This window comes from Ancylothrix sp. D3o, assembly GCF_025370775.1.
GTDB lineage: Bacteria > Cyanobacteriota > Cyanobacteriia > Cyanobacteriales > Oscillatoriaceae > Ancylothrix.
Genome location: NZ_JAMXEX010000009.1, coordinates 155,439 through 181,231 on the forward strand (window position 1 = coordinate 155,439; position 25,793 = coordinate 181,231).

Genomic DNA, 25,793 nt, shown 5'->3' on the forward strand with positions numbered 1-25,793 from the left:
TCTGACTTTAATTGTAAACCCGCACTCCCCATCCGCCATTTCCTCTAATCCATAGCCTCATTCACAGGGAACCGGTCAATCAACTGCATTGCCCGATAAGCATTAATTTTTAACGCCTGGGAAACATGAGGAACATGAGGAATTTGAGAAAGAAAATCCAAAGTCCGGCGCAAAATTCGCACCACATCGCCCTCATCCAAACTCGTATTCCCACATAAAGGCATCCACTCCACACCCAAAGCCCAGTGCTCAACCAAACTAATCAAATCCACCTCCAACCACACCGGCAAAGCCACCCGATAGCGGCGCTGCATTTGAAACAAAGTCCGCCGCGCAGATCGCAAAGTCCCCAAAGCCTCCTCAACCTCCGGCGACAAATCATAACCGGCCCAACTGCCCGGACGAGAAACCTCCGTCACCAGAGCCGCACAAGCCGCCGCCAAATGATGCGGATCAAGGTGATCCAACTCACCCGAATACAAAGCCAGACCCAACCACAACTCATTATCTCCCCGAATTGCCGCCGCAGCCTCCCCTAAACGAGTTGGCTTCAAATTCTCCAAACCGCCAAAATTTTGCAAAATATCAATTAAATCCAAAAACTCCTGCCAGTGACGCTGAGACTGTTGCTGCAACCGCGCCTCATAGCGGGCAATTTCACCCCGCATCGTTTCAGCACGTCGGTGGCGTTTCAACAAAGAACCCGGATCACCCCATTTGTGAATCGGGTGTGCCTCCATTTGCGCTTGCACAGCAATCACCCGGTGCATTTGCTCAATCACCTCTGGAGCCTCTCCCTCCTTGACCGGCACCGGCATCTTCTTCGCCAACACCGCCGTCGCCTCCGAGCCGCCGCGCACAGCCCCTAACTTCATCGGCATATCCGCCGGTGGGCCTTCCAAACTCTCCAAACCTTGCAATCGCGGCAACTCTGGATATAAGCCCACCACATCGGCACCGGCGCACACATACCAACGGTTATCGCGCCCCAAACAAAGCAAATAAGGCAGAGATCCAGACCCCGGCACCCGCGCCACCAACACGGCTACCATCGGCTCACCTACCCGCACATTCTTACCTTTTAGCCGCAAAATCGTACCCGGCGCCGCAAATGGCAAAGCCACCGCAATCTCACTTGCCGAGACTTGTTGGGCTTGTTCTTGCAAAGTTTTCAATAATTGTTTTTCTGTTTTCAATCTCTCAGATAATTTTTCATATCTGCGAAGCTGATTCACATCCACCGAAGCCAGAAAGCTTTCCGTGTGCGCCAATTCTTTCTTTAGTTCCTTAATGGCTTCGTGGTGAGGCCGCAACGCCAAAGAGGCTAAATATTGCCCAAAACTGCGTTCAATCAGTTCTTTTGATTCGTCGAGAGTGTGAGTTTGCAGCAAGTTCAAAACCATGCCATAGCTGGGGGCAAACTGACTCACCAAGGGGTCAGCCCCAGAAGTTGCTAAATAAGCGGCTTCTTTTGCGCCCTCAAAAGGAGTTTGCACCGTCACGACATGACCGAGTTTATCCATGCCTCGCCGGCCGGCCCGTCCTGCCATTTGCAAAAATTCCGAAGCTTTGAGCAAGCGATGACCGTCATCTGTACGTTTAGACAAGCTAGAAATTACCGTTGTCCGGGCCGGCATATTAATTCCAGCCGCCAGGGTTTCCGTAGCAAAAACAACCTTAATTAAACCGTCTTGAAACAATTCCTCGACTAAACCTTTCCAAGCGGGTAAAATACCGGCATGGTGGGCCGCAATGCCGCGCCGTAGCGGTTCCACTTGACCGACACGACCGGCATCTGGGTTGCGTTCCAAAAAGTCATCAATGCGTTCGCGCAGTTGCTCAGATTCCGCTTCGTTAACGAGGGTAAGGCCGGCACAGTCTGTAACAGCTTTATCGCAGCCTTTGCGGCTAAAAATAAAATAAATTGCCGGTAGCATATCCCGTTGTTCGAGGTGGGATAGCAAATAAGTCATGCTGGGGGCTTCTGGGCGACTGCGGGCCGGTTTGCCCGGTTTGGGTTTAAGACGGGGGCTAATTTTTTTGCCCGACTCATCAAGGAGGGGGAATAAGCCCTTGGGGTTACAAAAATGAAATTCTAGGGGGACAGGGCGAAAGTCTGAGTAAATGCGTTCTGTGGGGCCGTGTACTTGAGAGATCCAGTCCGTGAGTTGGCCGCTGTTGGCGACGGTAGCCGAAAGAGCGACAAGTTGAATATCTGGCGGACAATAGATAATCGATTCTTCCCAAACGGTGCCGCGCTGCCGGTCGTTCATGTAGTGACATTCATCTAAAACTACCGCTTCGACACCGATGAGGCTGGTTCCGACTTCTCCGATCCGGGTGCCGTAGAGCATATTACGGAAAATTTCCGTCGTCATTACCAAGATTGGGGCGTCGCGGTTGACGGAGACATCGCCGGTGACTAATCCTACGAGTTCGGGGCCGAATTGGCTGCGGAAGTCGCGGAGTTTTTGGTTAGAGAGGGCTTTGAGAGGGGTGGTATAAAAGACTCGTTTGCCTCGGTTGAGGGCTCGGTGGATGGCGTATTCGCCGATGAGGGTTTTTCCTGAGCCGGTGGGGGAACACACGACTACTGAGCGACCGCTGTTGAGGGCTGCGATAGCTTGTAGCTGAAACTCATCAAGCTCGAAGGGAAAGAGGGCGCTGAGTTCGGGTTGTTGCTGTTGGAGGTTTTGAGGCACGGTAGGCACGAGAAAAGGTCGGGGTTTTTGAGGGGGTTGCTTTTCTCTCTGATTGTAGTGTTTTGTCTGGGGTTGTTGGGGATTTTCGGGGTTTTGGGTTTTGTCTCATAGGTTTTTCTGATTTGGGTTGGGTGTTTTTTTGGGGGTTTTGGGTGGTTGAGTTTTGGGATGGGGTTTTTTTGAACCGCAGATTTAAGGCAGGCAGGATGCCTGCCCCACTACAGATAAACGCAGATGAGTTATCTGTTTGTTTATTGGTTAATGGTTTGTTTGGAAAGGATGGTTTTTTGATATTGTTCTGGTTTTTAATAAGTTTTTTAAAGTTTTGGCAGGATTTCTGGTAATAGGTTGGGGGGGAGTTTTGAAAGGGCTAGGTTTTGTCCCGAAATGCCGGTTTCTGTGTAGGATGCGCGGATGGTTTGGATGACAAAATTAAGGGCTGTTTTATAAAAGTCGGGTTGATTTTGCCAGCCTTGGAGGGCTTGCAGGTGATGGTGGAGGGCGGTTTCTAGGTGTTGGGTTTTTTGGGGTTTTTGTAGTTCTGTTTGGGGGTGGGTGGCGAGTTGATAGTGGGCTAGTCCTAGGTTATTATGGGCTGCAAAAATGTCAAAGGTTAGGCGGGTGGGTTGGTTTCCTTTGGTTAATTCTGCGGCTATGGCTAGGGCAATTTCGTAAGCGGTGATGGATTTTTTTAAGAATTGAGAATATTCTTTTGGGTTGGCTTTGGTTTGGCTTGCTAAATGCCAGTAGGCGGTTGCTAAATTATTTTGGGTGGCGGCGCATCCGGCTGCGTTATTTTCTGGGGTGCGATAAGTTAGGGCTATTTCGTAGGCTTTGATAGCTTGGGGTAGGTTTTCTTGGGGGTTTTCGTATTGGGCTAGGTTCCAATAGGCTGTTCCTAAATTGTTTTGCAACATCCCAAAATCTAGGGGTTGTTTTTCGGGGTGATAGTAGCGGAGGGCTTCGTTATAAGCTGATATTGATTGTTTTAAGTTTCCTAGGGGTTGTTGATGTTGGGCTAGGTTCCAATAGGCTGTTCCTATGTTGTTTAAGGTGGCTGCATATTGTTTTGTTGTTGTGGCTTCTGGGTTTTCTGGATCGGGCCGGCGATATCTCAGGGCTTCTTGATAAGATAAAACGGATTGTTGTAAGTTTTGGGCGGGGTGCCGGTAACGGGCTATATCTCCATAAACTGCTCCTAAGTTATTTTGAATTAAGGCATAGGATTGGGCATTTTCGGCAGCTTGGATGTTCATTAAAGCGGCGTTATAGCAATGAATTGCTAGGTCTAAGTAGGGGAGTTTTTGTTCGGGGTTGGCAATGTATCTTGATAGCATCCAGTAAAGGTTGGCAATGTCATTTAAAATATCTGGGGATTGGGGGGAGTGCGGTTCTAAATATTCGAGCATTTGTTCATAAGCTCGAATGGCTATAATTAAGTATTCTGGGGATATTTGGCCGCGTTCAATACGGAAACGATAGTTATCTCCCAAAATTTGATAGGCGCTGGCTAGGGCATTATTTGAGGGGGTTTGCTGATAAAGTTGCTCAATTTCTTGCAGGGTTGAAATGGGAGAATAACTATGATTGAGGGCACCGGCTGCGATTTCTTGGGTGGTGGTGGCGACGATTAGCTCGACGAGTTCAGAAATTTCGGGTGATTGTTGTTTTAAAGTTGTAAAAGCACTCTTTAGGTCAAAATCAGGTGGGTGAGATGTTGCAGATATTTGTATTGCGGGTTCGGAAGTTTGTTTAACTTCGGTTTCTTGGCTGGTTTCAGTTTTGGCCGGTTCTAAATCAGCGGTAAAATCATCCAAAATAAAAGAAGATAATTCTTCTTCTATTTCGGCATCGGTTGGGAGATTTATAACTGTCTCTACGGCGCTTTTTTGTTTGGCCGGCGGAAGCGATGGAACAGGATTTTTATTGAGGGTAGGGTTAACTTGTGGCGCTGTTTTTTTCTGGGAAGCTGTAGCGGAAGATATGGTATTTGAGGGGGTTTCAAAAGTTGTGGCGGGTTTCGGTTCTCCTTCAAATTCAAAAATAGCCGTCCGCCAGTTCCAAAATTCGGGGGCAGAATCTTGAATTGAACGTAACCAAGGTCTTGTTACCCACAATAACAAGTTTGCTTCTAAGTTAGGTAAATTGCGTTCAATTTCGCGTAAATTACTTAAAAAAGTCCATTGTAATGCCGGCTGTTCTCGCATTAAATTTTCAATGCCTAAAATTTGAAAAGCCGGTAAAGTTCCTGCATTTTTAACCGCCGGATGTTGTCCTAACCAGTGACCGATCTGGGCCACAGGATCGGGATGGCGCATATTTAAGCGCAAACTCACCAAACCGGCAGCTTTTTTAATTGATGGCGGATAGCCAAATTCCGCTTGCAAATAAGCCGCTAATTTATCACGCACCGGCAAATCATCACAAACTGCAATTCCGATACAGCGGCGCAACTCCAAACTCAGCACCAATTTAAGACGCTGTAAAACCTGCCGGTTTTTTGGGCTAATTTTTATAGCGGCAATTTCTGTCACAGTTTTCTGAGTTTAGATAAAAGTCTTTATTTCTACTGTAACTCAGATGCCGGCTCAGGATGGGGATTGGGATATTGGGGGTGGGGAAAAATTAGTGGGTAGGGTTGAGCAACACAACCACACCCAACTCATTAAACCTGCGTGTTTAAATACTCAAAAAAGACTTCGGGAACAACTCGTAATTCTCCTGATTTGCAGCGTTCAAGATCAACCCAAAGGGCTGTTTTTTCGCGGTCTTTTTCAGCAAAAGTAATTTTCTCCTGTTGATAAAACTTTGAGTCGGCAAAATCACAGGCATAGAGTTGAATAATCTCGTGTCCAGGTTTGCCGTTAAAAGTAAACAAGCTTTCTAAACAACCCAGATATCGAATATTTGTTAATTCGGCCTGTATTTCTTCTTGAAATTCGCGTTTGAGGGCTTCATAGCTGGTTTCGCCAAATTCGACTCCGCCACCCATTGCGCGATAAAAAGTTTCTTGTTTAACGGGGTCATATCCTTGGGATAAAAAGATGCGGTTGCCATCTTGAATGACTCCCAAAGCAAGGACTCGAATTTCTCCAGGTTTGTGCATATTTTTGATGATTTTGATTGAGAATTGGGTGGGTTGTTAATTGTTGTGGTGCAGGTATCTTGCCTGCGATCTGGGGTAGAACCGCAGGCGGGACGCCTGCGCCACTGGGGGGAAAAAAGGAAAAGTAGAGGTTAATTGTTGTAGGCTAAAGAAGATTCGCGGGTATTTCTATCCACCGGCCAGTCGGAATTTTCGCCACCAATAATTAATTCTTCAATCGTCACATATTCTTTGCTAAGTTGTTGCAGAGAATTGATTAAAATATCGATGGCTATAGCGTCACTGGTTCCCAAGTCAAACCAGCAACGTCCCCATATTCCCTCATATTCAAATTCTCCCATGTTGTGCATGAGTGCCATCATGCTATTTTCGGCGGTGTTTTGGTCATATTCCAGGTAACTAATTTCCACACCGACTTCTTGAACTTGGATATTTTCTGCATTAAATCCTCCGAGTTTTCCCAGAAAAAACCAGGAGTTAAAAACTTCTTCCAGATAATATCTTTCTTGTTGGCTGGGGACGGTGGTAAATCTTACCCAAATCCAGAGATCAAAGGGATCAAATTCTCGAAATGTTATTTGCATAGTTTTCAATTTGTTAGTCTAGGCTTGGCAGTTCACCCGGTGACCAAATTCCGGCGGCTTCTGTAATTTTATCGCGGAGTGCGTCACAGTTGCGAGGTTTATTGTCTATGCGGTTTAAATTGCGGCATTTTTCAAAGTATATTTGCTGGACGAGGTTTTTGGGGAGTTGGTCGGGTTTGGCTAAGGCTGCTTGGAAGTTTTCTTTAGCTTCTGGGTATTTTTTGAGGCTAAATAAAATTTGACCTTTGAGATAATGTACTTCTGGATTATTTGGGGTTGCTTTGAGGGCGCTATCGATGGCTTGTAGGGCTTGTTGATATTGTTTAAGGTTGCGTTGTCCTACGGCTATTCCTCGGTTGGCTAAATAGTCTGGGGCGGCATAATTTTGTAGGCGGGTGATGGCTTCTGATGGTTCGGAAAAAGGCAGGTAAATAGATAACATTAAATCCATGTATCCTTTAAGCAGGTTAAGTTCGGGATCTTGAGGAGAAATTTTTTCGGCTGTGTCTAAATATTGAAAGACTTGGCGTAGTTTGGCTAAGGCTTGAGGTGTGGCTTTGACGGTACCTTCTTCGGTTAATAGGGCACCGCCTTCTAAAAAGTGACCGGCTGCTGTATAAAGGTTGCCGCGTAAGGGGTTTGATTGGGTTAATTTTTCACCAATTTCTCGTGTTTTTGTGGCATAGGTTTTGAGGGTTCCCCAGTCTTCTAAAAGATAGGCTAAGGAGGCTTTCATGGCATAGGCTAGGGGTTCGTTAGGTTCGCTTGATAGGGCTTCGTCGATGTAGTCGGAGGCTTGTTTATAATTACCTTCTACAAATAAGGCTTTAAAGGCGGCTTCGGTTTTGTCGCCTATGGGTTGGGGGTTGTTGTTGCGAAAGGGATCACCGGCAAGTAGGGGTGTTGCTAATAGGTTAAAACAAATGGCTAGGGGGGCGGTAATTTTTACAAGTCTCTGCATTATTTTGAGAGTTTTTGACAGTTTGATGTTCATTTTAATTAGGTTGAAAAAGGTTTGCAGGACGGTTTGACGCTGGTAGGGGGGCTGAGTTCCTGTTTTTTGACAGGCGGCGGGTGATTGTTTGTTTGCCCAAAAAAATTAAATTTATCTAAATTTCCAGCCAAATAGGAGGCTTTGCAGTAAGCTAAATATAGGTATCTATCTCGTATTGAGGAGATGACAGGCTTATGTTTTGGCTGTTTTTTGTTTTCTTTATTTTCCTGGCAATTTCTGCAACTCCGCTTCTGGGTTCGCTTGACGTTCCCTGGTCTTTGGAAATTATGATTGGTTTGTTTGCTTTCTTTATAATTTTGGGGTGGGGTTTGTTTATTTTTTACCCTGCTTTCTCTTAAGATTTACCGGCTTTTTTCTTGCCCAAAATTTGCAGAAAAGTACAAGAAAAGCTTATCTTTGCCGGCTGTGTGGGTAATTGTTTGGGCAAGATAATCGGAGGGAGAGGTTGTCTCCCCGATTCCCCTGTCACCCATCACCAATCGTTAATAGCGTTTCATGGCGCGTTCTATGTCTCGTTTGTCTTCGCGGCGTTTAATGTCTTCGCGTTTGTCGTGTAGTTTCTTACCTTTGCCCAGGGCAATTTCTACTTTCACTTTGCCACTTTTGAAGTACATTTTTAGGGGTACTAAGGTAAGTCCCTGCTGTTCTACTTTGCCTAAAAGTTTACGAATTTCTGCTTTGTGTAAAAGCAGTTTTCGGGTGCGTGTGGCTTCGTGGTTAAAGTATTCGCTGGCGGTTTCGTAGGGGGAAATGTGGGAGTTAATAAGCCACATTTCGCCGTTTCTAACTAATCCATAGCCGTCGCGGAGGTTGACTCTACCGGCCCGAATTGATTTAACTTCTGTGCCTTTTAGTTCGATGCCGGCTTCGTAGGTTTCTAGGATTTCATAAAGAAATCTGGCTTGCCGGTTGTCGCTGATTATTTTAAATCCTTCGCTTTTTTTTTCTGCCATATTTTGTTATTCGTTCCTTTGATTTGTTCTGCGGTTAATGTTGTCGGTTCCTAGTTCTGATGTGCTGGGAATTGCCCACCGGCCTTTGGCTTCGTTGCCGTTTATTTCATATTCTAAAACGCCGAGATCTTCTGTTGGCCCCCAGCCGACGGCCAGCCAGTCGCCGGTACGAATTCCTACGCCACTATAGCTGTCGTTATCGGTTTTCCATGTGAGTTGGTAAGTGTCTCCGCTTTTATTGATGGTTAAACTTCCATTGTATTCTCCGCCGCTGTCTCTGCCGGTGGTTTGGTATTGTCCCTCAAGGTCGTCTTTTTTGTCGGGGGTGGCGGTTTCTTGCCAAACTTTGCCTCTGGCGCCGCTGTAAGTCCATTCGCCTTGCAATATGCCGTCTTTGCTGATGCGATACAAAACTAGGCCGTAAATTTCGCCCACCGGCGCCCAACCAACAAATAACCGGCCATCTTCGTATAAGCCGAGTCCGTTATAGGTGCCGGCTGAGGTTTTCCAGGTGACGTTGTAGAGGTTGTCTACGGTGCCGGTGGCTTTGATTTCTAGGGTGCCGGTGTATTCTTCTCCTTCGGGGTTTTTGCCTTCGCTGATGTTCCAAATACCCTCGATGTTGCTTTGTCTTTGGGCGAGTTGGACGGGGGTTTGCAGGGGTGTGTTGAGTTTTCCGCTTAATTCCTTCGCGCTTACGGCGTGGTTGGAAGAAAGGGCGATGCTGAGGGCGGCGCTGATGCAAAAGCAGGCGATGAGTTTAGGGCGTGTCTTCATTTTTAGTTTTAGGGTGTGGGTTTTAACTGAATTTTTACAGATGTTTTCTGCAAGTGTCAGGGCTAGAAGCCTGTAAAGGTTGACGATGGGGGATTGGGGGCCGGTTCCTAGGGGGTGTCAAGGGGATTGTTTGTAAAGTTTTATTAAATACTTGACAAATCTGGAAAAAACGGTAACAATGAATACAGAAAGTAAATCGTTCATCTTCCTGAACTAAAAAGGGAGACGGAAGTAGGGAGAAGTCCCGAAGGAACGCGCCTCAAACAACTTGACAAACACAACAACAAGCAGAGGCGAAAATTATGAAATCTGTAAATCGTGAATCAGCTTTTACAACTAATTCTGATACTCAAGAAAAAGCGCGTGTTTTGATGGCAGATAATCTCCGCGCTTCTCATAACCGGCAACGTTCTTTGTTGCGCCGGTCGGCTGAAGAAATTGGCGTAGATTTGTAATAACGTAAGGTGGGCAAAACCCACCTTTTATTTTTTGGGTGGGCAGAGTTTGTAATGACTTTGCCCATGTTTTTGTTTTGGGTGGGTATAGCCTAGTTCAAAAGTTTCGGGAGATAGTCAAAACCATCGATGCCAATGTAGGGGATAATTTCTGGCCGGCATTGTTGTAAGACGTTGGGAAATGCTTCTGAGAGTTGTCGTTTGATGGTGCTGAGAAGATTGGCCGGTTGTTGAGATTCACCGGCACCAATTTGGTCTAAAAGATACATTCCTAAACAACTGTAGGTTATAGCTTTTTGCAAAATCATTAGGTTGTAATAGGCTTGACCAATGTAGGTAAAGTTTAAACCTTGCAGATATAAATCGCCGGAAAATTGGGCGGCTTCTAAGCCTTTTGCAAGATGGTTTAGGGCTTCTTGGGGTTGGTCTAATACGACGTTAGCAATGCCAAGACTGCTGTAACATAGGGCTAGACTTTGCCGGTCGTTTAATTTTTCGGCTAGTTGTATTCCTTGTTGTAAAAAGTTGATGGCGCTTTCGTAAATTTCCGGTTCGTTTTGGTTGTCTTGTTTCGCTTGGAATACTTCACTAAAGCCAAAGTTGGCGAGGGCGTTGGCTTCGCCTTGTTTGTCGCCGCTTTGTCGAGATAATATTAAGGCGCGTTGACTATAATTGATGGCTTCTGCATAGTTTTTCTGGGAAACGTAGGTGCGGCTGAGGTGGTTTAGGTTGGCTATTTCACAGGGGCGATCTTGGGCTTGGCGGGCAATTTCTAGGGCTTCTTCGTGATAGGAAATGGCTTGTTTGTAGTTTCCTTGGGCGCGTTGGGAGTAGCCTAGTAGTGTTAAAATTCTGGCTTTTTCTTGGGTTCCTGAAACTTCGCGTAGGGGTTCGCTGAGGTAGTCGAGGGTGTTTTTGAGGTAATTGCCAGAAAAGGAGGCAAATATGCCGCCGTAGAGGGGGAAATAGGGCTGTTGAGAGAAGGTTCTGAGGATTTGGAGGGTGATTTGAAAGCAGCTATTGATGAGCCGGTCTTTGTTGCGGGGGTTGAGGGTGGTGGAGTGTTGAAAGCCGGTGGCTAGTAAACTCCAGATGGCGGCGTAGGTGAGGAAGGTTGAGATGGAGAGTTTGGCGCCGGTTTTTGAGTCGTAAATGAGTTTATCAAACCATTCGACGAGTCCGCGTTGTTGGCATTGTAAGATGATGGCAAGTTCGATTAGTTGGGCGGGGGTAATGTCGGTTTGTTTGGCGATAAATTCGATGATTGGTTGGTTGAGGGCTATGGTATTGAAGAGGTTTTTGGGTAGGGGGCTATTGAGTTTTTTTGACCAGTGTACCCAGGGGCCGTTTTGTTCGGGGCCGGTGAATCCGAGTTTGTTGGGATTTTCGTATATCCAGCTAATTAAGTCTGGCTGGAGTTGTTGCCATGATTGGATTCCTGCGGTGAGGCCGGTGATTATTTCTTGGATATCTTCTAGGGTGGTTGGGTTCGGGTTTTGGGTGATTTGTTGGTGCAGTGTTTTGGCGATTTGTTGGATTTGGTCGAGGGTAAGTGGTTGTTTTTGGTTGGGGTCAAGGATGCGAAATAATGTTGTGAGGCGGTCGGTTTCTGTGCTGTTGAGAATTTGGCCGGTGGCGGTGTTGAGGGTGTTGGTTGTTTGGTTTTGTTTTTGGTAGCGTTCCCATTCGCTTTGGATGGTTTTTAGGGCGCGCTGGATGCGGTTTATTTTGGCTTGTTTGAGTTCGTCGGTTTCGGTTTTGAGTTGGGTTTCTGTGGTGGTGAGGCGTTGGCTGAGGGCGCGTTCAAAGATTTCGCCGGTGCCGGTTTCTATGCCTTTGACAAGCATTTGATAGACTTGTTCTTTTGAGCGTATTTGTCCTTTGAGGGTGGTTTCTACGATGTTGTCTATGAGGTTTTCGTATCGTTGTTGTAGTGATTCTGTCATGGGTTTTTGGATGTTAGGTTTTAGGGTTTGGGGATTTAGGGAAAGAAACCGATTTTGTTTAAGAAAACCGGTTTATAGTTCAATAATATTTATTAGCTAATCATTGGTTTTCTGGGGATGGGATGGCGGCGCTGAATTCTTCGAGGGAATTTGCGGTTAAAAGAATTTCTCCTAGTTCTTCTAGTTGTTCGACTGTGAGGTTTTGAATTTGGGTTTGAATGGGTGCTGGGATTTCTCCAAAGCGCCGGTTTAGTAATCTTAGTAAATAGCGCTGGGCTTCTTGTTTCTTTCCTTCAAATTGTCCTTGTTCTCGTCCTTGTTGGGCGATAGTTTTACCGAGGGGAGATTCTTGTAAGGCTTCCATTGCTAGGTTCATAAGTTGTTGGACGAATTGGGGTGTGTACACAAAGGAAGCGGGTTTCTATTTAAACTTGCTTGTCTATAGTATATCTGGGAAGAAACCCGTTTCCTATCTTTGTTATGGATTTTCTGGGGAGGGGATGGCGGCGCTAAATTCTTCGAGGGAATTTGCGGTTAAAAGAATTTCTCCTAGTTCTTCTAGTTGTTCGACTGTGAGGTTTTGAATTTGGGTTTGAATGGGTGCTGGGATTGCTCCAAAACGCCGGTTTAATAATCTTAGTAAATAGCGCTGGGCTTCTTGTTTCTTTCCTTCAACTTGTCCTTGTTGTAGCCCTCTTTGTTCTGCTTGTTGGGCGATAGTTTTACCGAGGGGGGATTCTTGTAAGGCTTCCATTGCTAGGTTCATAAGTTGTTGGATGAATTGGGGTGTGTAGACAAATGTAGCAAATATTGCTAGGATTGATAGCAGGTCTTGGGATTGATTGTCTGCTTGGAAGATTTGGACGGCTTGGCGAAATGTTGTTTCGTTGTTTCCTCCTTTCATCACCGGCACTAAGGGAAGTAGGGCTTTTAATGAGGGTTGAAAGGCGATTTCTGCTTCTACTTCCCACAGGTTTATAACTCGATATTCTTGGGTTGCTTGTAATCCTAAAAAGTTGGATTCGTAGCGGTTGGGGATTGGTGTTTCTGGGGTTGGGGGCAGGATGTTTATGAGGACGGGATAGACGGGGAGGTTATATTTTTCTTCGGCGAGGGCTGCGTAGGCTCTCATTCGTTTAGGCATTCGGGTTTTATAGCGTAATTGTATCTCGTTGAGAATGAGAAATTCGCCGATTTCGGGGCCGGTTGCTTTGATGATAATGTCGCTTTCTCTGCTTACCCATTGAAATTGTGGATCGATGAGTTCACCTGCTTTTATGTCGGGGCGTTGTGTTACCCATTGTGCCCATCCATCGGGGTTTAAGCTGATTAATCTTTTGCTGCTGATATCTGCTTCTGCCATTATTTTTTTTAGTTCGGTTGTTGGGTTTTATTTAAGCAGATAAGGGGGGGTTATGGGGGCCGGTGTTTGGTGCTGTAAAAGGGCCGGTATTCTTATCTGTGGAGCGGGCATCTTGCCCGCTATGAGCAGGCAGGATGCCTGCTCCACTAAAACAAATATTTACGGCGTGGTTTGAGGAATACACCGGCCCGCTATTTCTGTTGGCAGATAATCACTGTCTTTTGCCCATTCTTCGGCTAAATAGCTATCGCGGACTGCTAACAAAAACCCTTTTATTTCTTCCGATGACATACGATTAGCTTTGCTCATAAAGACTTTCCATTTATCTTTATTTTTCTTATTGTCTCCGACTAAATGCAATCCAGCCAGATATTCAGCCACCGGATCTAGCGAGAAACGGATGTTTTCTTTGGCGGGGCGTATGGTTTCAATGAGGTGGAGTTTTTCTTCGAGATATTTGAGGCGAATTTCTGCATCTTGGGAGTTTAACTCAGATAAGACAGCGAGGGCATCTTGTCGTTTAATCGATGCCGGCTTATAGGTACTTTTTAAACACTTCCAAGCCAGCGCTTTTGCATCTCGTTGAACGGCGGTAATATCTAACGGATTTTCTGCAATAGCGCAGTTAAGTTCGTCGATATAAGATAACATCAAATCAGGAATATTTTCCGGCAATTTCTCTTCTTTGTTCCCTTCTAGTTTGGCAATTAGTAGATCCGTATAGAGTTTGGCAAATAAAACTGTTGTGCTTCTTCCTTGGGCGCGGATTACTTCTAAAAGTTTCGCTAAATCACGGCAGTGGTGGAAAAGTTTGTCTTCGGTTAATAAATGCGGTTTTCCTAGCTTTTCCAGATATTTTTCGAGAAAGATAGCCAGTTCTCCACCTTTTATGCGTAGGGGATGGATGGTGGTTTTGCTGGCTTTTCCAAGACTGTTTTCGAGTCTGGTTGTGATGGCTAAAGCATTGACGGGAAACTCGGCAGAATAGGGGTCTATTAGCTTTTGGGTGGCTTGAGTAAGTTCGGAAAAATGGTCTACAATTACCAAAATTCTGCGCTGTTGGAGCAGTTTTTTCAGCAAGGTTTCATCAATGGGGCGAGGGTGGTGGGTGAGGGCTTTTAGCTGGCCGCGAATTGTATCCAGAAAAGGATGTTTACCTTGGGTGATTTGTCCGTCGAGTTCCTGTTCTATTAATACGGGAATCATTAAATGTTTGCAAAGACGTTTGGTTTCGTCTGGTTCCATTGCTGCTAGGGCTATTTGGCAGGCGATGCTGGTTTTTCCAATTCCACCTTCACCCCAAATTAACAGGCAAATTCGCTTTTTGCTGAAGATTGGTTGCAGGTTTTCGGCGGTGATTTGGGGTTCTTTTTTAGTGTCTATTTCAATGGCGACGGGGACGTAGGTGCTGCGGTTTTTGACGGTTTCGAGTTTGTAGAATTCTTCGCGGGCGGTTTTGATATGTTTGGAAACCCAGGCATCAAGTACGCGGGGACGGTATGTAAAAAATATGAAAAAGGTCAAGTCACGAATTCGCACGGGTGCTCCTCCCCAGGTTTCGGGGAATTTAAATTCGTAGGGTATAAGGGCATCATTAATTGCTAATATCCACAGAGGACGAATTCGTAGCAAAATAAACCACAGGGAGGGGAAGAATATTAGGTAAATGAGGATGCCGCATATCCAAGGATTTTTGAGGATTATGGTGAGAAGACGGCTGTTTTTTTCGTCTTTGAGTTCGCTGAGGGATGTTTCTAATCGGGAGAGGTTTTCTGCTGGGAATGCGTCTTTAGAATTTTTTAGGATTTCGAGGGCGGTTTCTAAGCCTTTTATTGCTTTTTCTAAGTCGGTTGAAGACAGTTTTTTGCGGTTATCTTGAAGATTAAGAGCGATTATTGGCAAAATATTACTTGCTCGGCTACGGACACGGTTATCAGAGTCTTTGAGAGCTTCCACTAACTGAAGGATGACAACCTTGGCTTCTGTACCCATATCTCCCAGAGCAGAAGCCGCATAGCTACGGACATCGGCATCAGAGTCTTTGAGAAGTTCCACCAACTGGGGGATGGCGGCTTTGGCTTCTGTGCCCATATCTCCCAGAACAGCAGCCGCAATGCTACGCACGCCGGCATCAGAGTCTTTGAGAAGTTCCACCAACTGGGGGATGGCGGCTTTGGCTTCTGTACCCATTTTTCCGAGGGCAGAAGCCGCAGAGTTACGCACATCGGCATCAGAGTCTTTGAGAAGTTTCACCAACTGGGGGATGGCGGCTTTGGCTTCTGTGGCGATATTTCCCAGAACAGAAGCCGCAGAGTTACGCACAGCGGCATCAGAGTCTTTGAGAAGTTCCACTAACTGGGGGATGGCAACTTTGGCTTCTGTACCCATATATCGCAGAGCAGAAGCCGCACTGCTACGCACATCGGCATCCGAGTCTTTGAGAGCTTCAACCAACTGGGGGATGGCAACTTTGGCTTCTGTGCCGATATTTCCCAGAACAGCAGCAGCACTGCTACGCACAGCGGCATCAGAGTCTTTGAGAGCTTCCACGAACTGGGGGATGGCGGCCTCAAAGCCGGCTGGCGCTGTATTATTCTTGTAACTCCACAACAGACTATTTGATGACAAAGACTCAGCCGCACGCCGGCGTACTCCAACATCGGAGTCTTTCAATAATTTTGCTAAAGCAGAAATTACTGTCTGATCATGTTCGTTAAAGAAACTCCCCAAAGCATCAGCCGCACTCCATCGCACTCGCACATTTTTTGACTGGAAAGCTTTGATTAAACTTGGGACAGCAGGCTCTCCTATTGTTCGTAACGCCGAAACTGCACCCTGACGAACTGCCACATTATCAGACTCCAAGGCTTTGATGAGTTGGGGAACGGCGGGAGTACCAATTTTTGCTAATTTCTCAATTGTGTCATCGCGGTTAAATTTATCGGCGGTTTTTAATTTCTCAATAAGGGGGGCAACTTCACCGGCACCGGCCTGTTTTTCGGCGCTATTTTGCCCCCACGCAATGCTGTTGAGCAGCAAGGGTGATGTGATAGATAGTAATGAAACAGTCAAAGCAGCCAATAATTGATGCCGGCTATTTTTTCTCATTTCGGTAGAAGCTTGGAAAGCTGAACAAGATAACCTACATTCTAATTTAATTGGATTTCGTAATGGGGGGCTTAACACATCCCGTAGAAGCACCGGGTTTAACCGGCGGCATAGTTGATTCGTGGTAGTTTAGGCACTTAACACCTCAAATGTTGTTAAGAAAGTGCGGGAATTTTTAGGCATTGGGAATTCTTCTAAATAAAGTTCTGTTGCTTCTTTTAAATTTACCAGTGCTTCCTCAATCGTATCGCCTTGGCTGGCAGTTCCTACTTCTGGACATTCTGCCACATACACATCTTCTTCCCAATAAACTATCGCTGTAAAAGTTCGAGACATAGTGCTATAAATAATGGATATTTTTTAAACTAATTTTTCTATTTTAACACATCCCGCAGAAGCACCGGTTAAAACCGGCGGCTTCTACCGGCACTATTAACCCAAACGAAAAAACCGGCTATTTAAAAATCCCACATCACCGGCTGATCATCTAAATGATCGGTAACTGTGCGCCCAATGCTATCAATTTCTGCTAAATATTCCGCAGATAACTTAACATTTCCCGCCTCAGCATTGCCAATGGCTTGCTCGGCATTTCTTGCCCCGACAATGGCATTTGATTGAGGTTGGGCAATTAACCAAGCTAATGCTAATTGTCCTAAACTGCAATTATTTCTCTCAGCAATAGGGCGCAAATTATCTAAGGCTTGTTGTATCCGCTGATAGTTATCTTTGTTGGCAAATAGCTTATTTTTGGCGCGGTGATCGCCTTCTGCAAATTTGTGATCGGGGCCAAATTTGCCCGTGAGTAATCCTTGCGCTAATGACGAATAGGCAATAATTGAAATGTTGTTTTCTACGCAATAAGGAGTCAAGTCTTTTTCTACCCAGCGCCAGAATAAAGAATAGGGCGGTTGTAAGCTATCTATTTGCCCAAATTGTGCGGCTTCTTCTATTTGTTGCCGATTGAAGTTTGAGACACCAATACTGCGAATTTTGCCTTGTTTTTTTAAATCATTTAATGCGCGCATTGTTTCTTCTATTGGCACGATTTCACTATTCCAAGTGCCCGCCGGCCAATGAATTTGATACAAGTCGATATAATCGGTTTTTAAATTGGTGAGAGAACGTTCGCAGGCTTCAATTACTTGGTTATATTTAAGATGATTTGAAAACACTTTTGTTGCATAGACAACTTTATCGCGGATATCTGATAATGCTTGTCCAACAATTTGCTCAGAGTGTCCGTTTCCGTACACTTCGGCGGTGTCAAAGGTTGTGATGCCGGCGTCAAATGCTGCTCGCATGGCTTTGGTGGTTTCGGTGTCTTCTATTCCTATCCACATATTTTTGCCGGCTTGCCATGTTCCCATGATAATAGGGGTGATTTTGATGTCTGATTTGCCGAGGTTTCTTGTTTGCATTTTTTTTTACCCTAGATGTATAACAGGCAAGATGCCTGCTCCACATATTAACGCAGATGGGTGTATTATAGAATAAGATTGGGAGGTAAGGTTATGGATTTAATGTTAAGTTTGGCTTTGAAAGAATGGGCGGTTGCTGTAGAGGCTTTGGAGGCTGGGGAGACGATTTTGCTATTGCGTAAGGGGGGAATTCGTGAGGGTAAGGGAGGTTTTAAGGTTGAGCAGAATCGGGTTTTGCTTTACCCGACTTTTGAGCATCAAAAACCGGATTTGCTGAAGTCGGAATATTGCAAGAAAGTTGTATCAGTTGAGTCTGGGTGGCATCCTGAAACTGTCAGGATCGGCAGTTTTGCAGAAATTACTGATGCTTTTTTGGTGGCGCATGAACCGGCTATTAAAGCGCTTTTACCTTATCATATTTGGAATGAGCAATTTATCACGGAGCGCTTAAAATGGAAACCCAGTGAGCCGGTTTCTGTGTTGTTGTTGCGGGTTTATAAACTTGCTGAAACCCGGATTATTCCCTACCGGCAAGAATACGGCGGCTGTAAGTCTTGGATGGATATTAAGGAGTTGGTTTCTCTTGAAAATTCGGTAGCGATTTTGAGTGATGGCGAGTATAATAAACAAGCAAATGCTATCCGCCAAACCATCGCCAACCCAGTTTAAGTAAGCTTCAAATTACGCCAAAACTCACCCCCATTTCCCGTAACCATTTGCGATAAAAAATCGAAGACTTATCGCAAGGTAAATGAAATTCCGCCTGCAAATCAAGCGGTAAACATTTGGGTTGCTGAGACTCAACAATGGGGATGTCTTGATTGACTACTTTATCTTGAAATGTTTTTAAATCAATTTCTGGAATCTCAAAACCATAATTCATTGCTATCCACATCCACCCTAAACATTCCTCCTCGTTTATAGGCGCAACTGTGAAATATATGGCTAAACAATTGCCGTTTGTTTCTTTTACAAATGAGGTGGTTAAGGGGCGCCAAACTCGGTAATTATAGATAACTTTTCCGCCTTTGCCGGTGCCGTCTGGATCAGGTTGCCACACCGGCACATTACAAAGTGAGAAGCCAGTCTCTTCTTTTCTCACTTCGTAATCCTCAACGGCTGTATAACTGCGACTTCCCAACAAGCCATCATGCACAAAGGGGAAATGAGAAACGTCTAAAAAGTTCTCAATCGCACGAAATCCGCTTGATTGATAATTGTATGGGCCGCATAAAAATTTCCGATAACTGCTATCTTGCCATTCTGCAAAAGGTGCCGGTGTGGGGGTGTCGGGAGTGCCCAAACATACCCAGATTAAACCGTAGCATTCTTGCACTGTATATGTTTTAACTCGAACTCGTTGCGGGGGCTGCCGGTTGGGATAGGCGGGAATGTGTGTGCAAGTGCCGGTGGTGTCATACTCGAATCCGTGATAAGGACAAATGAGTGTATCACCGGATATGCTACCAATTGATAGCCGTGCGCCTCGGTGAGGACATTTGTCTTGCCATGCCATAATTTGATTTTCATAGCGCCACAAAACGATATTTTCCCCTAATAAACGTGCCGGTAAAAGGGATGTTGATTTTAAGTCTTCTACTTTTGCAACAGCGTGCCAATCATTGAGTAAAATTGCATCAGTTGTCATGGTTTTTAGTGCGAAAAAGTTGAGATTTTCGGCTCAATTATTACAGAATTTTAGCATAAATTTATATAAATAACTGGGTTTATTGAAAGAACAAAATGATAGAATAGAATGAGGAGAAGTCAACAAATCTGGGGCCATGTAGGTACTCAAATATGCTAGAAACCGCTGCTTCCGAAATTTCTGTGGAAACTCCTGGGGAAATGCCTGTATTTCCCCCAAGTGACTTATTAAGTGAGGAGCCGCAATTGGAAACTTACCGCCATTTAAAACAACTGATTCTACTGTTAACTTGCTTAGAACGCTTGTGGAGTAATCGCAATGATTTTTTTGCCGGTGGGAATTTAAGCATTTACTACAGCAGCCGGCAACGCAAATCAGAAGACGTAAAAGGGCCCGACTTTTTTGTAGTTCTGGATACGGAACGCAAAGAGCGTAAAAGTTGGGTAGTCTGGGATGAAGATGGAAAATATCCTAACTTCATTTTAGAGGTGCTTTCTGATAGCACGGCTCAAACAGATCGGGGATTAAAGAAACAAATTTATCAGGATGTTTTTCGCACTCCTGAGTATTTTTGGTTTGATCCTTATAAATTTGAGTTTAAAGGGTTTAGACGCAATTACCGGCAATATGAAGAAATCGAACCAAATGAGCGGGGATGGCTTTGGAGTGAAGAATTACAGTTGTATTTAGGGATTTTGAATGAACAATTACGATTTTTTACTCCCGATGAACAATTGGTTTTGACTCCTGAAGAAGGCGAGGCAAAAGAACGTCAACGCGCCGAACGTTTACGACAAATGCTGTTAGATAGGGGGGTGAATCCTGACGAGTTGCTGTAAACCTTAGCCACCGGTTTTAAGCGGTGGCTTTTTTTAGCCTAAATTCCCGCACAACTTCTTCCACCGGCCTAAATTCTGCATCGACTTGGTAGTTCATTTTCTGCATTTCTTTGGCTGTTATTTTCCCAGAAAGTTGCTTAAAAACTTCGCGCAACTTTGGGTATTTTTTCAGCGTTTCCTGACGGACAACCGGCACCGCATCGTATGGCGGAAAATAGCGCTTATCATCTTTCAAAATTGTTAACCCCAGACTAGCAATTTGCCCATCGGTAGAAGAGCCCGCCACAAAATCAACTTTTTTCTCAATTAAGGCGCGATACATTAACCCTAAATCCATGATTTTTGCAGCTTTTGCAAACTTCAAGTTATAGGTTTTCGCTAACCCTGGAAACCCATCTTCTCGTTCCATAAATTCGTAGCCAAAACCAGCTTGCCATTGTGGGGTATATTTGGCTGCTTCTGATAAAGTTTGAATTTTTAATTGTTTTGCATCTTCCCCTCGCACTACCATTGCAAAGGTGTTTTCAAAGCCCAAAGGTTCGGTTAATTCGAGTTTAAATTGTTTGGCATATTCTTGTTTGACTTTGTTATAAACAGCTTTGGGATCACTGATGACTTTTTGTTTTAAAATTGAAGTTAAAGCGGTGCCGGTGTATTCTACATAAGCATCTAATTGGCCGGTTTTTACTCCTTCGTGACAAATGCCGGTGCCACCTAAATTAAGTTTACGAATTACTTTTAAGCCGGTGGTTGCTTCAATTTGCTGCGCCAAAAGTTCGCCTAAAATCACTTGTTCTGTGAAATTTTTTGAACCTATAACAATATCCCCGCCACCGCTACCGCTTTTTTGCGATGCGTTACAAGCAACAATTAACACACAAGCGAAAATGCCAAAAAGGAAATATAGACATTTTTTCATGTTTTTACCCTCAATCTTTGCTCAGTCCAACCAATTGCAAAATCCGCCAATAAAGCCATCACAGCCGCCGGAATTGCCCCCGCCAAAATTAGCTGATTATTAACAACAGAAATGCCGCGAAAAATAAACACTCCCAAACCCCCGGCACCAATGGCAGGGGCGATAGTTGCAACGCCAATGGCAATGACGGTAGCAACACGAACACCGGCTAAAATAACACTCATGGCGAGAGGAATTTCGACTTGATATAACAACTGCCAATCAGTCATTCCCATCCCCCTCCCCGCTTCCCTAATTGCCGGATCTACAGAAGTAATGCCGGTGTAGGTGTTGCGAATAATGGGGAGGAGAGAATATAAAATAAGCGCAACAATGGCCGGAGTGTCACCAATTCCACCCAGCAACGGAACGGAAATTAAAAAGCCAAATAAGGCTAAACTTGGAATAGTTTGCATAATGTTTGCCAGCCCTAAAATTGGCTTAGCAAAGCCCGCTTTCCGGGTAATTAAAACTCCCAAAGGAATACCTACCAATACCGCAATACCTATGGAAACAGTCACAAGAAATAAATGTTCGCCGGTGCGAGTGAGGATTTCTGGTAAATAGCGAATTAGAAAAAAATTATTATTCATTTTTGCTTAATTGAGTTTAAACAGTCCATAAATGCACGCGCTTCCGGTTCTTGTGATTGCAAAAACTCTTCAGGTGTTCCTAAAAATATCATTTTTCCTTCAAACATTAAAGCAATTCGAGATGCCAAAATTAAAGCCTCTTGAATATCATGGGTGACAAAAATAACCGTTTTTCCTAACTCTTGTTGCAAGCGACGAAACTCTTTTTGAATTTCTACCCGCGTAATTGGATCGAGTGCGCCAAAGGGTTCATCCATTAACATAATAGGCGGATCGGCAGCCAGCGCCCTCGCTACTCCAACTCGTTGACGTTGCCCCCCTGAAAGTTGATTTGGATAGCGTTTTGCAAATTTTTCTGGTTCTAATCCAATCAAGTTTAAAAGTTCATAAACGCGGGTTTTTATTTGCTTGGGTTTCCAGCCTTCCAGCGAGGGAATTAAACCGATATTTTGCTCAATAGTGAAGTGAGGAAATAAACCAATTTCTTGAATGACATAACCAATTTGTCGGCGTAATTTTATCGGGTTCCATTCGGCTGTTGGTTTGCCTTGGACAATCACTTCCCCACTGGTAGGAATCAATAAATTATTAATCAGTTTCATAGTCGTAGTTTTGCCGCTGCCGCTGCGTCCGAGCAAAATCAACGCTTCTCCTTGGCGGACAGAAAAATTTAAGTCAGACACCAGTTGCCGGTTGTTAATGCTGACAGTCACGTTTTGAAATTGAACAGCGATTTCCTTATGTGGTGGCATGGATTCCTCAAATGCTAAAAAGAGTTTACTACAAAATGTGAATAATCAAAAGTGCTTACAGCTTCCCTACTCAAATTTATCAAAAAAGTATAAACTATAAAATAACGGTTAAAACCGGCACGCGGGGAAAAAACTTATGACAATAATCACACAAGAACCAGTCCGCGAACTATCAATAACCTGGCCCGTATTGCCAGACGATTATATCCTTCCTGATGACCCTGTGGAAAATACAGACCAACCCCTAATCGCCGCCGCGCTCAGCCAGCCTTTAAGTGCTTTTGGAGAGTTAACAAAAGACGCGCTTATTGTCTCTAATTTTGCTTTATGTGCTGCCATTGAAGGTCGCATTATTTGCAAAGCACCCGACTGGATGTATGTGCGTCCTGTAACGCCTTGGAAATCAACCAAAAAAATCCGCCGTAGTTATACTCCCCACACCGAAGGAACCATACCCCAAGTTGTGATGGAATTCTTATCAGAAACCTACGGTGAAGAATACTCTGTTGAGTCTACAGAAGGCGTCGGCAAGTGGTTTTTTTACGAACAAGTGATTAAAGTCCCCACCTATGTAATTTTCCGACCCAATACGGGAAATCTTGAGGTTTATGCTTTAGTCAATGAGCGTTATCAACGACAAAAACCAAATGAAGCGGGGCGTTTTTGGATTCCAGGTTTGGAGCTATTTTTGGGAGTTTGGGAGGGAACTCACGAACTACGAACCGGCCCTTGGTTGCGCTGGTGGGATGCTCAAGAAAATATGCTTTTGTGGTTTGAAGAAATGACGGAAATTGAACGTCAAGAAAAACAGTTAGCACAACAGCAACTTGAGCAAACGCAAGCCTTACTACAACAAGAACGCCAACGAGCGCAAGCATTAGAAGAACGATTGCGAGCGATGGGAATTGATCCAGAGCAGTTGTAATCGCTTTTTTAGCTTGTAAAAACAAAGGGGCAATACAGGAAATATTGCCCCTTGCCTAAAATTGATATGACATTGAAACTCAAAATCAAGAATCAGACACAACCGAATTTAACGGCATTTTCACTTCTTTTTCCTTCACTTCGCTGCGGTGCAAAATCAGCAAACTCACTAAATGAATCACAGCCAAAGAAACCGCCACCGCAGACAAAACATAACTATGCAGCGCATACAAATGAGCCACCGTCACGGTAGTAACTCCGCTTCCGCCGACCAAAATTGATGAAATTTCTTTGCCAACCAAAGGGATACTTTCAATGATTCCTAATTCAATACGAAAACGCCAAAAACCCTCTTGATTCCAATCCAACAACATCGCAGTCCAACCGGCCCCAATTCCAGCGAGAATTAGAAAAATATTGCTAAACCAACCGGCAAGCCAACTACGGCGAAACTTCTCCCCTAAAAACATCACCACAAGCTGAATTAACCCAAACACAATCAACAAATTGCCTGCCATATTATGCAAGCTGCGAATCAACCAACCAAACGGCACCTCATTGGTAATTTTTGTCAATGAATAATACGCACCCCCCGCCGTTGGTTGATAATAAAACCCCAAAAGAATGCCGGTGATTGCTGCTAACAACGATAGCGTTAAAATCGCCACAGACAGAACCGTTGCCAGCCGGCGTAAACGAAAATCCCAATTGGTGATCATAGATATTGTGTAGTTTTATGAAGGCTCTTAAAACTTTTGTAACACACCTTCACAAAAAATGCCAGCGACAAACAGCCGGTCTATACAAAAAATCTTGTGGGGAAAAATCATCAAATGATTGCTCTGCCATACTCGTTAAAAAACTCCAACTACAGTAATAATGTTGCTCTATAAGCCACATCCATTCTGGCATTCTTCCCCCTTTTAAAGGATAAATATAAGAGTGCTTATTAGCATTAATTATTAAGCAGAAAGGTAAGATTTAAAATATCCAAATTCAACAAATAAATAGACTAGCATAACCCTCAAAAGCTTTAATATTTCGCCAATTTCGTTTAAAATAAATTTAGTGAAATTAGATAAAAAACACCAATGGCACGCCAACCAACCCTCACCTATGATCGCGGCACCCTCATCTTACACCCACCCCCAAAAGGCAAAGCTTGGGTAGAATTTGCCACATGGGATGATCGAGTAGAAAAATTCCGCATACCGGCCAACCAATACCGGGCACTTGTCGAAAAATTCCTAGCAGAAAATATCGAAATTAACGACGAAGCAAAAGCCTTTTCACCCCTCGAACTAACACCCACCATCGAAATGAAACCCTACCCTCACCAAAGTGAGGCACTATTAGCATGGAAACAAGCACAACGCCAAGGAGTCGTCGTCTTACCCACCGCCGCCGGCAAAACCTATCTCGCACAATTAGCTATGCAATCTACCCCCCGCAGCACCTTAATAGTTGTGCCTACCCTTGACCTCATGCACCAATGGTATGCTCACTTAGTAGCCGCCTTTCCCGACATTGAAATTGGCTTACTCGGCGGCGGATCGCGCGACAAAACCCCCATCCTCGTTGCAACCTACGACAGCGCCGCCATCCACGCCGAAGCCTTGGGTAACAAGTATGCCTTAATAGTGTTTGACGAGTGCCACCACCTACCCACCGACTTTAACCGCGTTATCGCCGAATATTCAATAGCTCCCTACCGCCTTGGACTCACAGCCACCCCCGAACGCAGCGACGGTAAACATAGTGAGCTAAATTACTTAATCGGCCCAGAAGTATATCGCAAAACCGCCGAAGAACTGGCCGGTGGAGCCCTAGCCCAGCATGAAATCGTACAAATTAAAGTCAAACTATCACAAACTGAAAGAGAAAAATACACCCAACTCATTCAAATTCGCAACGACTTCTTAAAAGAAGCAAAAATATCATTAGGAACCCTAAAAGGCTGGCAATTATTTGTACAAACCTCCTGCCGTTCCCCAGCCGGCAGACGCGCCATGTTAGCCCACCGGCAAGCAAGAGAAATCTCCCTTGGAACCAGCGGAAAAATCCGCATTTTAGCAGACATATTATCCCAACATTACCCCGAACGCACCCTAATATTCACCGCAGACAACGCCACCGTTTACCGCATCTCCGAAGAATTTTTAATCCCCGCCTTAACCCATCAAACCCCCGTAAAAGAACGCCACGAAATTCTCAGCAAATTTAAAGCCGGCGAATATAAAGCCGTCGTCGCCTCCCACGTCTTAAACGAAGGCGTAGATGTCCCTGATGCGCGGGTAGCCATTTTGCTTTCAGGCACCGGCTCTCAACGCGAATATATTCAGCGCTTAGGCCGCGTTTTACGGACAGGAAACGATAAAGATAAAATAGCTATTATGTACGAAGTCATCGCCGAAGATACCGGCGAAGAAGGAACTTCTCAACGGCGAAGAGGCGAAAAGAAAAACGAACAACCAAAACCCAAAGAACACCAACAAAACGAAAATCAACAGTTAGAAATTTTCCCAGCACCCCAAACCCTTCCCCCACCAACTCCTATTTATGGCGTGAAAAAATCCACAACAAAACGCGCCGCAGAAAAAAAACAAAAATGGGGAGAAACTAACCCCGAAAACCCCAATCAATAACTAA

Annotated in this window: 23 protein-coding genes and 1 riboswitch; of the genes, 5 read left to right on the forward strand and 18 right to left on the reverse strand. The window is 44.7% G+C overall.

The window, feature by feature from the left end:
• Positions 1 to 44 precede the first annotated feature (44 nt).
• From NG798_RS16490 to NG798_RS16520, 7 genes are all read right to left on the reverse strand, one after another.
• Positions 45 to 2,711 (reverse strand): RNA helicase, encoded by a 2,667-nt coding sequence (locus tag NG798_RS16490; RefSeq protein WP_261224779.1) that lies wholly within the window; start codon positions 2,709 to 2,711, stop codon positions 45 to 47.
• 308 nt (positions 2,712 to 3,019) lie between these two features.
• Positions 3,020 to 5,236 carry a tetratricopeptide repeat protein gene (locus NG798_RS16495; RefSeq protein WP_261224780.1) on the reverse strand — a complete coding sequence of 739 codons (2,217 nt, stop codon included), beginning with the start codon at positions 5,234 to 5,236 and terminating at the stop codon, positions 3,020 to 3,022.
• A gap of 131 nt (positions 5,237 to 5,367) precedes the next feature.
• A complete protein-coding gene (locus NG798_RS16500) occupies positions 5,368 to 5,808 on the reverse strand; it encodes an NUDIX hydrolase (protein WP_261224781.1) in 441 nt (146 codons plus the stop codon).
• Between the two features lie 131 nt (positions 5,809 to 5,939).
• Positions 5,940 to 6,392, reverse strand: a complete 453-nt coding sequence (locus NG798_RS16505; protein WP_261224782.1) for a DUF3531 family protein — start codon at positions 6,390 to 6,392, stop codon at positions 5,940 to 5,942.
• Between the two features lie 13 nt (positions 6,393 to 6,405).
• Positions 6,406 to 7,353 (reverse strand): Sll0314/Alr1548 family TPR repeat-containing protein, encoded by a 948-nt coding sequence (locus tag NG798_RS16510; protein WP_261224783.1) that lies wholly within the window; start codon positions 7,351 to 7,353, stop codon positions 6,406 to 6,408.
• A 536-nt stretch (positions 7,354 to 7,889) separates the two neighbouring features.
• Positions 7,890 to 8,360 (reverse strand): SsrA-binding protein SmpB, encoded by a 471-nt coding sequence (smpB, locus tag NG798_RS16515; RefSeq protein ID WP_261224784.1) that lies wholly within the window; start codon positions 8,358 to 8,360, stop codon positions 7,890 to 7,892.
• A gap of 6 nt (positions 8,361 to 8,366) precedes the next feature.
• Positions 8,367 to 9,137, reverse strand: coding sequence for a hypothetical protein (locus NG798_RS16520; RefSeq protein ID WP_261224785.1), 771 nt, complete (start codon positions 9,135 to 9,137; stop codon positions 8,367 to 8,369).
• A gap of 195 nt (positions 9,138 to 9,332) precedes the next feature.
• A riboswitch (Glutamine riboswitch) is annotated at positions 9,333 to 9,396 on the forward strand.
• Positions 9,397 to 9,439: 43 nt separating this feature from the next.
• On the opposite strand from NG798_RS16520, the gene NG798_RS16525 reads away from it, so the two are divergent.
• The gene (locus NG798_RS16525; RefSeq protein WP_261224786.1) at positions 9,440 to 9,592 is read left to right on the forward strand and encodes a hypothetical protein; all 153 of its coding nucleotides are present in this window, start codon (positions 9,440 to 9,442) and stop codon (positions 9,590 to 9,592) included.
• A 92-nt stretch (positions 9,593 to 9,684) separates the two neighbouring features.
• On the opposite strand, the gene NG798_RS16530 is transcribed toward NG798_RS16525, so the two are convergent.
• From NG798_RS16530 to NG798_RS16555, 6 genes are all read right to left on the reverse strand, one after another.
• A complete protein-coding gene (locus NG798_RS16530) occupies positions 9,685 to 11,538 on the reverse strand; it encodes a tetratricopeptide repeat protein (RefSeq protein WP_261224787.1) in 1,854 nt (617 codons plus the stop codon).
• Between the two features lie 100 nt (positions 11,539 to 11,638).
• On the reverse strand, positions 11,639 to 11,944 hold the full coding sequence (locus NG798_RS16535; protein ID WP_261224788.1) for a DUF4351 domain-containing protein: 306 nt from the start codon (positions 11,942 to 11,944) through the stop codon (positions 11,639 to 11,641).
• Between the two features lie 72 nt (positions 11,945 to 12,016).
• Complete coding sequence (locus NG798_RS16540) at positions 12,017 to 12,901, reverse strand: DUF4351 domain-containing protein (protein WP_261224789.1); 885 nt, start codon at positions 12,899 to 12,901, stop codon at positions 12,017 to 12,019.
• A 159-nt stretch (positions 12,902 to 13,060) separates the two neighbouring features.
• Complete coding sequence (locus NG798_RS16545; RefSeq protein ID WP_261224790.1) at positions 13,061 to 16,009, reverse strand: HEAT repeat domain-containing protein; 2,949 nt, start codon at positions 16,007 to 16,009, stop codon at positions 13,061 to 13,063.
• A 129-nt stretch (positions 16,010 to 16,138) separates the two neighbouring features.
• Positions 16,139 to 16,345 (reverse strand): type II toxin-antitoxin system HicB family antitoxin, encoded by a 207-nt coding sequence (locus tag NG798_RS16550; RefSeq protein ID WP_261224791.1) that lies wholly within the window; start codon positions 16,343 to 16,345, stop codon positions 16,139 to 16,141.
• Between the two features lie 122 nt (positions 16,346 to 16,467).
• The gene (locus tag NG798_RS16555) at positions 16,468 to 17,430 is read right to left on the reverse strand and encodes an aldo/keto reductase (protein WP_261224792.1); all 963 of its coding nucleotides are present in this window, start codon (positions 17,428 to 17,430) and stop codon (positions 16,468 to 16,470) included.
• Between the two features lie 93 nt (positions 17,431 to 17,523).
• On the opposite strand from NG798_RS16555, the gene NG798_RS16560 reads away from it, so the two are divergent.
• Positions 17,524 to 18,099: a DUF1802 family protein gene (locus NG798_RS16560; RefSeq protein ID WP_261224793.1), complete on the forward strand. Its 576-nt coding sequence runs from the start codon at positions 17,524 to 17,526 to the stop codon at positions 18,097 to 18,099.
• A 7-nt stretch (positions 18,100 to 18,106) separates the two neighbouring features.
• On the opposite strand, the gene NG798_RS16565 is transcribed toward NG798_RS16560, so the two are convergent.
• Positions 18,107 to 19,078 (reverse strand): aromatic ring-hydroxylating dioxygenase subunit alpha, encoded by a 972-nt coding sequence (locus NG798_RS16565; protein WP_261224794.1) that lies wholly within the window; start codon positions 19,076 to 19,078, stop codon positions 18,107 to 18,109.
• 152 nt (positions 19,079 to 19,230) lie between these two features.
• Here NG798_RS16565 and NG798_RS16570 point away from each other — a divergent pair, with 152 nt between their 5' ends.
• A complete protein-coding gene (locus NG798_RS16570) occupies positions 19,231 to 19,917 on the forward strand; it encodes a Uma2 family endonuclease (RefSeq protein ID WP_261224795.1) in 687 nt (228 codons plus the stop codon).
• A 16-nt stretch (positions 19,918 to 19,933) separates the two neighbouring features.
• Here NG798_RS16570 and NG798_RS16575 read toward each other — a convergent pair whose 3' ends face one another.
• Genes NG798_RS16575 through NG798_RS16585 form a run of 3 tightly spaced genes read right to left on the reverse strand, consistent with a single transcriptional unit; the run spans position 19,934 to position 22,220 of the window.
• Complete coding sequence (locus tag NG798_RS16575) at positions 19,934 to 20,836, reverse strand: glycine betaine ABC transporter substrate-binding protein (protein WP_261224796.1); 903 nt, start codon at positions 20,834 to 20,836, stop codon at positions 19,934 to 19,936.
• Positions 20,833 to 21,468 carry an ABC transporter permease gene (locus tag NG798_RS16580; RefSeq protein ID WP_261224797.1) on the reverse strand — a complete coding sequence of 212 codons (636 nt, stop codon included), beginning with the start codon at positions 21,466 to 21,468 and terminating at the stop codon, positions 20,833 to 20,835. Before NG798_RS16580 ends, NG798_RS16575 begins: the two co-directional genes overlap by 4 nt.
• Positions 21,465 to 22,220, reverse strand: coding sequence for an ATP-binding cassette domain-containing protein (locus tag NG798_RS16585; protein ID WP_261224798.1), 756 nt, complete (start codon positions 22,218 to 22,220; stop codon positions 21,465 to 21,467). Before NG798_RS16585 ends, NG798_RS16580 begins: the two co-directional genes overlap by 4 nt.
• Before the next feature lie 136 nt (positions 22,221 to 22,356).
• On the opposite strand from NG798_RS16585, the gene NG798_RS16590 reads away from it, so the two are divergent.
• Complete coding sequence (locus NG798_RS16590; RefSeq protein ID WP_261224799.1) at positions 22,357 to 23,145, forward strand: Uma2 family endonuclease; 789 nt, start codon at positions 22,357 to 22,359, stop codon at positions 23,143 to 23,145.
• Positions 23,146 to 23,230: 85 nt separating this feature from the next.
• Here NG798_RS16590 and NG798_RS16595 read toward each other — a convergent pair whose 3' ends face one another.
• The gene (locus tag NG798_RS16595) at positions 23,231 to 23,863 is read right to left on the reverse strand and encodes a cytochrome b N-terminal domain-containing protein (RefSeq protein ID WP_261224800.1); all 633 of its coding nucleotides are present in this window, start codon (positions 23,861 to 23,863) and stop codon (positions 23,231 to 23,233) included.
• 372 nt (positions 23,864 to 24,235) lie between these two features.
• On the opposite strand from NG798_RS16595, the gene NG798_RS16600 reads away from it, so the two are divergent.
• Positions 24,236 to 25,789, forward strand: coding sequence for a DEAD/DEAH box helicase family protein (locus NG798_RS16600; RefSeq protein WP_261224801.1), 1,554 nt, complete (start codon positions 24,236 to 24,238; stop codon positions 25,787 to 25,789).
• Positions 25,790 to 25,793: the final 4 nt, after the last annotated feature.

Excerpts from the sequence above, each read along its gene's own strand:
- NG798_RS16500 (WP_261224781.1), bottom strand. The coding sequence starts at position 5,808 with ATGCACAAACCTGGAGAAATTCGAGTCCTTGCTTTGGGAGTCATTCAA.
- NG798_RS16505 (WP_261224782.1), bottom strand. The coding sequence starts at position 6,392 with ATGCAAATAACATTTCGAGAATTTGATCCCTTTGATCTCTGGATTTGG.
- NG798_RS16510 (WP_261224783.1), bottom strand. The coding sequence starts at position 7,353 with ATGCAGAGACTTGTAAAAATTACCGCCCCCCTAGCCATTTGTTTTAAC.
- smpB (WP_261224784.1), bottom strand. The coding sequence starts at position 8,360 with ATGGCAGAAAAAAAAAGCGAAGGATTTAAAATAATCAGCGACAACCGG.
- NG798_RS16520 (WP_261224785.1), bottom strand. The coding sequence starts at position 9,137 with ATGAAGACACGCCCTAAACTCATCGCCTGCTTTTGCATCAGCGCCGCC.
- NG798_RS16525 (WP_261224786.1), top strand. The coding sequence starts at position 9,440 with ATGAAATCTGTAAATCGTGAATCAGCTTTTACAACTAATTCTGATACT.
- NG798_RS16530 (WP_261224787.1), bottom strand. The coding sequence starts at position 11,538 with ATGACAGAATCACTACAACAACGATACGAAAACCTCATAGACAACATC.
- NG798_RS16540 (WP_261224789.1), bottom strand. The coding sequence starts at position 12,901 with ATGGCAGAAGCAGATATCAGCAGCAAAAGATTAATCAGCTTAAACCCC.
- NG798_RS16545 (WP_261224790.1), bottom strand. The coding sequence starts at position 16,009 with ATGAGAAAAAATAGCCGGCATCAATTATTGGCTGCTTTGACTGTTTCA.
- NG798_RS16550 (WP_261224791.1), bottom strand. The coding sequence starts at position 16,345 with ATGTCTCGAACTTTTACAGCGATAGTTTATTGGGAAGAAGATGTGTAT.
- NG798_RS16555 (WP_261224792.1), bottom strand. The coding sequence starts at position 17,430 with ATGCAAACAAGAAACCTCGGCAAATCAGACATCAAAATCACCCCTATT.
- NG798_RS16560 (WP_261224793.1), top strand. The coding sequence starts at position 17,524 with ATGGATTTAATGTTAAGTTTGGCTTTGAAAGAATGGGCGGTTGCTGTA.
- NG798_RS16565 (WP_261224794.1), bottom strand. The coding sequence starts at position 19,078 with ATGACAACTGATGCAATTTTACTCAATGATTGGCACGCTGTTGCAAAA.
- NG798_RS16570 (WP_261224795.1), top strand. The coding sequence starts at position 19,231 with ATGCTAGAAACCGCTGCTTCCGAAATTTCTGTGGAAACTCCTGGGGAA.
- NG798_RS16575 (WP_261224796.1), bottom strand. The coding sequence starts at position 20,836 with ATGAAAAAATGTCTATATTTCCTTTTTGGCATTTTCGCTTGTGTGTTA.
- NG798_RS16580 (WP_261224797.1), bottom strand. The coding sequence starts at position 21,468 with ATGAATAATAATTTTTTTCTAATTCGCTATTTACCAGAAATCCTCACT.
- NG798_RS16585 (WP_261224798.1), bottom strand. The coding sequence starts at position 22,220 with ATGCCACCACATAAGGAAATCGCTGTTCAATTTCAAAACGTGACTGTC.
- NG798_RS16590 (WP_261224799.1), top strand. The coding sequence starts at position 22,357 with ATGACAATAATCACACAAGAACCAGTCCGCGAACTATCAATAACCTGG.
- NG798_RS16595 (WP_261224800.1), bottom strand. The coding sequence starts at position 23,863 with ATGATCACCAATTGGGATTTTCGTTTACGCCGGCTGGCAACGGTTCTG.
- NG798_RS16600 (WP_261224801.1), top strand. The coding sequence starts at position 24,236 with ATGGCACGCCAACCAACCCTCACCTATGATCGCGGCACCCTCATCTTA.